We start from the raw sequence: 7,295 nt of genomic DNA on the forward strand, positions 1-7,295 counted from the left end.
GCTGGCCCCGGGCGCTGCTCCGCCGGCACGGCCGGTGCCGTCGGCCGCGAGAGCCCACCCGGGCGAAACCGCGATGCCCGCGCTCAATACCGACGTGGTCAAATCCCCGACTGACGCACAGGCCGCCGCCAACGTGCCGCTGCCGCAAATCCCGCCCGCGCCGCCGCCGGCGCCGCAGTTTCCCGGCTTCGAGGTCGCGTCGGACTCGGCCATCGCCGACGCGACGCGGCCCGCGTATGCCCTGGCGGAGCCGCCGGGCACGCTGGTGCGCTTTCAGATGAGCACCGATATCGTGGCCTCCGGGCAGGAGAGCACCCTGGCCGATCTGGTCGCCCGTGGCCGCACGCAGAGCCTGACCGTGCATGGATACGGCTCGGCCGAGGGCGTGGCGCCGGCCGATCAGGCGCGTGCGACGCGGCTGGGGCTGTTGCGGGCGCAGGCTCTGGTAAACCTGCTGGTGGGGCGTGGGGTGCCGCTGGCGCATATCCGGGTGATGGCCGAGGCGTTCGGGCACGATGCCCGTGTGACCTGACGCGCGGGGTCGTGCTCTGTTGCCTCGCGTTCATTCGTCGGTAGTATGACCGCCCTCCGCGCGGCGGAGCGCCCGTCCGGTTTGCTGTCGTGCCGACGGGTATGTTCAAGACAGTGTCCATGGCCATGACCGACGAGTTCCATCGCATCCGACGCCTTCCGCCCTATGTGTTCGCCGAGGTCAACAAGGCCAAGGCCGCGGCGCGAGGACGGGGCGAGGACATTATCGACCTCGGAATGGGCAATCCGGACAGCCCGACGCCTCCGCATATCGTGCGCAAGCTGGTCGAGACGGTGGCTGATCCACGGTCGCACCGCTATTCGGTCAGCCGGGGGATCCCCGGCCTGCGCAAGGCTCTGGCGGGGTATTACGACCGCCGTTTCCAGGTGAAGCTGGACCCCGAGACCGAGGTGATCGCGACGTTGGGGTCGAAGGAAGGGCTGGCCAATCTGGCCGCCGCCATCACCAGCCCGGGCGACACCATTCTGGTGCCCAACCCGTCCTATCCCATTCATCAGTTCGGATTCATCATCGCCGGGGCCTCGGTCCGATCGATCCCCGCGACCCCCGACGACGACATGCTGCGCGCGCTGGAGCGCGCCGTGCGGCATTCGGTTCCCAAACCGACGGCGCTGATCGTCAATTTCCCGTCCAATCCGACGGCCTATGTCGCGACGATGGATTTCTATCGCGAGATCGTGGCGTTCGCCCGGCGCGAGGGGCTGTGGATCCTGTCTGATCTTGCCTATGCCGAGATCTATTTCGGCGATACGCCGCCGCCCTCGCTCCTCGCCGTGCCCGGCGCGAAGGACGTCGCGGTGGAATTCACGTCGATGTCCAAGACTTATTCGATGGCGGGCTGGCGCATGGGGTTCGCGGCCGGCAATCCGCGCCTGATCACGGCGTTGACGCGCATCAAGTCCTATCTCGACTATGGGGCGTTCACGCCGATTCAGGTCGCATCGGTGGCCGCGCTCAACGGCTCGCAGGACTGCGTGACGGAGGTGCGGGCGCTTTACAAGGAGCGCCGTGACGTGTTGATCCGCGGCTTGCACGCGGCGGGATGGGACGTGCCGTCGCCGGAGGGATCGATGTTCGCCTGGGCGCCGATTCCCGAACCGTTCGCGGGCATGGGCAGTGTCGCGTTTTCGAAACTGTTGTTGGACAAGGCGGGCGTCGCGGTGGCGCCCGGCCTCGGCTTTGGTGAATATGGTGAGGGTTTCGTGCGGATAGGCCTTGTTGAAAACACCCAGCGGCTGCGTCAGGCGACGCGCGCGATACGGACCTTCTTTGCTTCCGAGGGCCTGCGGGTGCCGGCCCTTCCGGCAAAACCGGAGGTGGCGTCGTGACGTCGAAAGGTGCCCTGCGGCTGGGTGTCGCGGGCCTTGGCACGGTGGGTGCGGGGGTTGCGACACTGCTGCGCGCGAATGCCGATCTGATTGCCGCACGGGCAGGTCGTCCGATTGAAATCGTGGCGGTCGCGGCGCGGTCGCGCGGTCGCGACCGGGGAGTGGACCTGTCGGGGGTGCGCTGGGTCGATGACGCGCGTGCACTGGCGGCCGATCCGGACGTCGATGTGGTCGTCGAACTGATCGGCGCCGCCGAGGGCGTGGCGCGCGATCTGGTCAAGGCGGCCCTGGAGGCCGGCAAACCGGTGGTCACGGCCAACAAGGCGCTGGTGGCGGTCCACGGTGCCGACCTTGCCCGCCTGTCGGAGCGCGCGGGCGTGCCTCTGATGTTCGAGGCCGCTGTGGCTGGCGGCATTCCGGTCATCAAGGCGGTGCGCGAGGGGCTGGCGGGCGATCGGCTGGACTGGATCGGCGGGATCCTGAACGGCACCTGCAACTACATCATGACCACCATGCGCGAATCGGGCCGGGATTTCGCCGATGTGCTCTCCGAGGCGCAGGCGCTCGGTTATGCCGAGGCAGATCCGTCGACTGACGTCGATGGGATCGACGCGGCGCACAAGCTCGCGATTCTGGCGGCTCTGGCGTTCGGGCGGCCGGTGGATTTCGGCTCCGTCGTGGTCGAGGGGATCCGTGGGATCGGCGCGCTCGATCTGCAGTTCGCCGCCCGTCTTGGCTACCGTCTCAAGCTGCTGGGCGTCGCCCGCCGCCATGCGGACGGCATCGAGACGCGGGTCAGCCCGTGCCTGGTGCCCGAAGGCAGCCAGCTCGCCAGTGTCGAGGGGGTGTTCAACGCCGTGCTGGTCGAAGGCGCGTTCGTTGGTCGCCTGATGCTCGAGGGGCGTGGTGCCGGTGCCGGTCCGACCGCGTCGGCGGTGGTGGCGGACCTTGTCGATGTCGCGCGCGGGACCGCCGTTCCGGTCTGGGGCGCCAGCGACACGGCGTTGTCCGCCTCGCGCAGCCTGCCGCGGGAGTCGTTCGTCGGTGCGTATTACCTGCGTCTGCTGGTGCGCGATCAACCCGGCGTGATCGCCGAGATCGCCGCGATCCTGCGCGACGAGGTCGTGTCCGTGCGCAGTCTTCTGCAGCATGGTCGTGCCGCGGGCACCGGACAGGAGGCCGCCGTTCCACTGGTAATCGTGACGCACGAGACGCGCGAGGCAGCCATTCTGGCGGCGCGCACACGCATATCCGCTCTTGACGTGGTCCTTGAGGAGCCCACGATGTTGCGGATCGAGGCCGGTTGATCCGGCCCGACGCGCAAGTCAGAGCCCCAGAGAGGGCAAAACGGGAGAGAGACACGATGGCACGCAGCAGCAAGCGAGAGGCCTACCAGGCCACGGACCGGAATCTGGCGCTCGAGCTGGTGCGTGTGACCGAGGCCGCCGCCATCGCCTCGTCGGATTGGACCGGTCGAGGCCTGAAGAACGAGGCCGACGGTGCGGCGGTCGAGGCCATGCGGCGTGCGTTCGACTCCGTGGCGATCGACGGCACGGTGGTCATCGGCGAGGGCGAGATGGACGAGGCGCCGATGCTGTTCATCGGCGAGCATGTCGGCGCGGGCGGTCCCGCGATGGACATTGCGGTCGATCCGCTGGAAGGCACCAATCTGTGTGCCAAGAACCTGCCCAACGCCCTGACGGTCGTCGCCCTGGCGGAGCGGGGTAATTTCCTTCATGCACCCGACATCTACATGGACAAGATCGTGGTCGGCCCGCATCTGCCGGCCGACGTGGTCGATCTGGACGCCTCGATCGGCACGAACCTGACTGAACTGGCCCGTGCCCTCGGCAAGCCGGTGTCCGAGGTTACGCTGTGCGCGCTCGACCGTGACCGGCATGAGGAGATGATCGCCAAGGCACGCGAAGCCGGTGCGCGTGTCATGCTCCTGACCGACGGCGACGTGGCGGCGGCGATCGCGGCCTGTCTCGACGAGAGTGCGGTTGATATCTACGCCGGTTCGGGCGGTGCGCCAGAAGGCGTTCTGGCCGCTGCCGCCGTGCGATGCGTCAAGGGTCAGATGCAGGCCCGTCTCCTGTTTGAGGACGACACCCAGATCGCGCGCGCGCGTGAGATGGATCCGGGCAAGGATCCGACCCGCAAGCTGGCACTTGAGGACATGGCGCGGGGCGATGTCCTGTTCTCCGCCACCGGCGTGACGACGGGGCCGCTGCTGCGTGGTATCCGGCGTCGGGGCTCCACCGCCATCACGCATTCGATCGTGATGCGGTCCAAGTCGGGCACGGTGCGCTTCGTCGAAGGGCGCCATAACTTCGAGATCAAGACCTGGGGCGCGCGCTGACGCCCTTCCACGTCGAATGGGGTGATGGTGAGCGAGGTTCTGGAGACGCAAGACGACGCGTGCGTTCTGAATGTGACACGGAGCCTGAGCGGCCGGCGCTGGCTGTGGCGTGAGCATGGTCTTGCGCCCGATGGTGTCGGCCGGACCGCGCTGGCCATTGCCCAGCGAGCCGGCCTGCCGGAAATCGTGGCGCGCATACTGGCCTCACGCGGGGTCGGCGCCGATCACGCGGCTGACTTTCTCGATCCCACATTGCGGGTGTTTCTGCCCGATCCATCCCGCTTCGCCGACATGGATGCGGCGGTGGCGCGGCTGGTCGCCGCTGTCGCCGCCCGCGAGACGGTTGCGGTGTTCGGCGATTATGACGTCGACGGGGCGTGCGCCAGCGCCATCCTGACGCTTGTGCTGCGCGCGCTCGGGTGTGACGTGCGGGTCCATATTCCCGATCGGCTGGCCGAAGGGTATGGACCTAATGCAGGTGCGCTGGCTCGGCTGATCGACGACGGTGCGACCCTTGTGGTCTGTGTCGATTGTGGCACGACGGCTCCGACGATCCTGAACGACGCGGCTCGTCGGGCCGATGTGGTGGTGCTGGACCACCACAAGGCCGAGGGGCCGCTGCCGAGGGTCACGGCCGTGGTCAACCCGAACCGACCGGACTGTGCCTCCGGCCATGGCATGATCTGCGCCGCGACGCTGAGTTTTCTGACCTGCGTCGGCCTGCTGCGCGCGTTGCGTCGCGCGGGCCGGTTCGCGGACACGCCGCCGCCCGATCTTCTGGGCCTGCTGGATCTGGTGGCTCTGGCAACGATCTGTGACGTCATGCCGCTGAACGGCCTCAACCGGGCCCTGGTGACGCAGGGACTCAAGGTGATGCGCGGGCGCCAGCGTGTCGGTATCGCGGCCCTGCTGGACGTCGCCGGCGTTCTGAACGCGCCCGATGCCTTCAGTTGCGGCTTTGCCTTGGGCCCCCGTATCAACGCCGGCGGGCGGATCGCCGAAGCCGATCTGGGCGTACGTCTATTACTGTCCACGGACGAGGGTGAGGCCCGCGTTCTGGCCGAGCGGCTGGATGCCATCAACCGACGGCGGCAGACGGTCGAGAGCGCCATTCTCGATCCTGCGCTGGAAGAGGCCGGGCGGCAGCGCGACGAAGGCCGTGCGGTGCTGTTCGTGCATGGCAGCGCCTGGCATTCCGGCGTGGTCGGGATTGTGGCCGGACGGATAAAGGAGCGGTTCAACCGACCCGCGCTTGTGGGCGCGGAGGCGGACGGCGTGATCAAGGGGTCGGCGCGTTCGGTCCCTGGGCTGGACATCGGCTCGGCTATTCTCGCGGCCCATGCGCACGGGCTTTTGCTGACCGGTGGTGGTCATGCGATGGCGGCGGGCTTTTCACTGTCGGTGGACAAGGCCCAAGCGTTTCACGCGTTTCTGGACGAACGTCTGACCGACGCGCGTGCGTTGCCGCCCGCGGTGGACGTTCTGGTCGATGGCGTGTTGGCCGGTCGTGGCGCCACGATCGATCTGGCTGCCGACCTGCGGCGTCTGGCGCCCTTTGGCGCCGGGCATGACGAACCCATGATGGTTCTGTCCCGGGTGCGTGTGGTCAAGGCGGACCGCATCGGCCGCGACGGCAACACGTTGCGTGTCCTGCTGGAGTCCGCAACGGGCGGGACGCGCGTCAAGGCGCTGCTGTTTCGCGCGGAGGACAAGCCTTTCACGCCGGCGCTGGAGGATCGCGCGGCGCCGTTGCTGCATGTCGCGGGCTGGCTGCGGGCGGAGCAGTGGAACGGGCGTGAAAGCATCGGCTTTTTCATCCACGACGCCGCCCTTGCGTAAGCGAGGCATTATTCGGCGGAGCAGTTGGAAAATTACGTCCGGGCACCTTGACCCACCCTTGGGGGTGCGATACTCACCGCTCCAACAACGCGCCTCTGTCCCGTTCGTCTAGAGGCCTAGGACACCGCCCTTTCACGGCGGCGACACGGGTTCGAATCCCGTACGGGACGCCAGTGATAACGCTAGGTTTTCTAGGTTATCCGTAGGCATTGTTATGGTCCATATGGACCACGGCAACTCAAAATCATCAGCAATGCTCCTGAGATAAGGCCTGGTCGAATTTTCGACAAACGCGCCGCGGCGCCGTCGGGTCAGTCGCGAGCCAGTCGGCAGCCTGATCGAGCGGCACCCGGTCCATAGCGAACCACGAGGCGACTGAGTGCTTGAGGTGGTGCGGCGTAGGCTTCCATGTCAGCCCCGCTCGTTTACACGCCTTCGTAAATGGCCACCGGAGCCCGGTCAGCGCGACGGCGGTAGCCAGCGATCGGCGCCGTGGCGAGCATGCGCGACGTAGAACCCGCCGACGAGGCCCGCGATCGCGACGCAGACCAGAACGATGACCGAGGGTTGCAGGATGGCGGTAATGGCGGGAGCCGCCACCGCACCGACCAGGGCGCCCCGGATCGACTCCGCTCGTGTGGGACCGAACTGACGCACCGCCCCGCAGCGGGAGCACGATTCGGCCGTGCTTCGCAACGGCGTGCCGCAGAGTGGGCACGGGGTGATGGCCGTGGGGGCTGGTTGCATGCTCATTGGCCATGCTCCGATTCCGCGATGCGCTGTTCGGCCGCCATGCGCCATTCGGCGTCCTTGGGGGCAGCGTCCAGCGCGCGTCGGAACAGGGCGGCGCTGTCGGCGCTGACCCGGCCGTCGGCACGGGTCTGGGCTTCGGCCGTGCGCGCGGCCAGTTCGGGGTCGAACTGCTGATCAAGCGCCTTGTGCCATGCGGCAGCGGCAGCAGCATAATGTTCGCGCGCCGCCTCCGCCTGTCCCAGCAGCAGATAGCCGCGCACGTAGTTCGGGTCGGTGGGCGCCACCCGGTCCAGCCCAGCGCGCAGTTGCGTCAGCAGAACGTCGGTGCGTGTGTCCTCCTGCACCGCGGCGGCGTGGCGGGGCGCGAGCGGCTGGGCGGGCAGGGAGGGATGCCCTTCGGTGAGATAGAGCGCCAGCGCGGCCACGGGGATCAGGGTCAGGGCGACCCAGACACGCCAGC

Annotated in this window: 5 protein-coding genes, 1 tRNA gene and 2 pseudogenes; 6 read left to right on the top strand and 2 right to left on the bottom strand. The window is 68.0% G+C overall.

Going from position 1 to position 7,295, the window contains the following annotated elements; all coding sequences use genetic code 11:
* The 6 genes and pseudogenes from HUK82_RS12970 to HUK82_RS12995 all read left to right on the top strand — a co-directional run.
* Positions 1-532: pseudogene (locus HUK82_RS12970) on the top strand (hypothetical protein); the annotation flags it as partial.
* A gap of 125 nt (positions 533-657) precedes the next feature.
* Positions 658-1,881, top strand: a complete 1,224-nt coding sequence (locus tag HUK82_RS12975) for an LL-diaminopimelate aminotransferase (RefSeq protein ID WP_176614368.1) — start codon at positions 658-660, stop codon at positions 1,879-1,881.
* On the top strand, positions 1,878-3,188 hold the full coding sequence (locus HUK82_RS12980) for a homoserine dehydrogenase (protein WP_176614364.1): 1,311 nt from the start codon (positions 1,878-1,880) through the stop codon (positions 3,186-3,188). The genes HUK82_RS12975 and HUK82_RS12980 overlap by 4 nt, the downstream gene beginning before the upstream one ends.
* 56 nt (positions 3,189-3,244) lie before the next feature.
* Positions 3,245-4,243, top strand: a complete 999-nt coding sequence (gene glpX / locus HUK82_RS12985) for a class II fructose-bisphosphatase (RefSeq protein ID WP_176614365.1) — start codon at positions 3,245-3,247, stop codon at positions 4,241-4,243.
* A 24-nt stretch (positions 4,244-4,267) separates the two neighbouring features.
* Complete coding sequence (recJ, locus tag HUK82_RS12990; RefSeq protein ID WP_176614366.1) at positions 4,268-6,082, top strand: single-stranded-DNA-specific exonuclease RecJ; 1,815 nt, start codon at positions 4,268-4,270, stop codon at positions 6,080-6,082.
* A gap of 97 nt (positions 6,083-6,179) precedes the next feature.
* Positions 6,180-6,255: transfer RNA gene (locus HUK82_RS12995), tRNA-Glu, on the top strand.
* A 286-nt stretch (positions 6,256-6,541) separates the two neighbouring features.
* On the opposite strand, the gene HUK82_RS13000 is transcribed toward HUK82_RS12995, so the two are convergent.
* Both HUK82_RS13000 and HUK82_RS13005 read right to left on the bottom strand, forming a co-directional pair.
* On the bottom strand, positions 6,542-6,835 hold the full coding sequence (locus HUK82_RS13000; protein ID WP_176614367.1) for a hypothetical protein: 294 nt from the start codon (positions 6,833-6,835) through the stop codon (positions 6,542-6,544).
* A pseudogene (locus HUK82_RS13005) lies at positions 6,832-7,295 on the bottom strand (c-type cytochrome biogenesis protein CcmI); the annotation flags it as partial. The pseudogene HUK82_RS13005 and the gene HUK82_RS13000, both read right to left, overlap by 4 nt.

This window comes from Ameyamaea chiangmaiensis (assembly GCF_013376175.1).
GTDB classification, from domain to species: Bacteria; Pseudomonadota; Alphaproteobacteria; order Acetobacterales; family Acetobacteraceae; genus Ameyamaea; species Ameyamaea chiangmaiensis.

Bases quoted from the DNA above. Each gene is read 5' to 3' on its own strand.
- HUK82_RS12975 (WP_176614368.1), top strand. From the start codon at position 658: ATGACCGACGAGTTCCATCGCATCCGACGCCTTCCGCCCTATGTGTTC.
- glpX (WP_176614365.1), top strand. From the start codon at position 3,245: ATGGCACGCAGCAGCAAGCGAGAGGCCTACCAGGCCACGGACCGGAAT.
- recJ (WP_176614366.1), top strand. From the start codon at position 4,268: ATGGTGAGCGAGGTTCTGGAGACGCAAGACGACGCGTGCGTTCTGAAT.
- HUK82_RS13000 (WP_176614367.1), bottom strand. From the start codon at position 6,835: ATGAGCATGCAACCAGCCCCCACGGCCATCACCCCGTGCCCACTCTGC.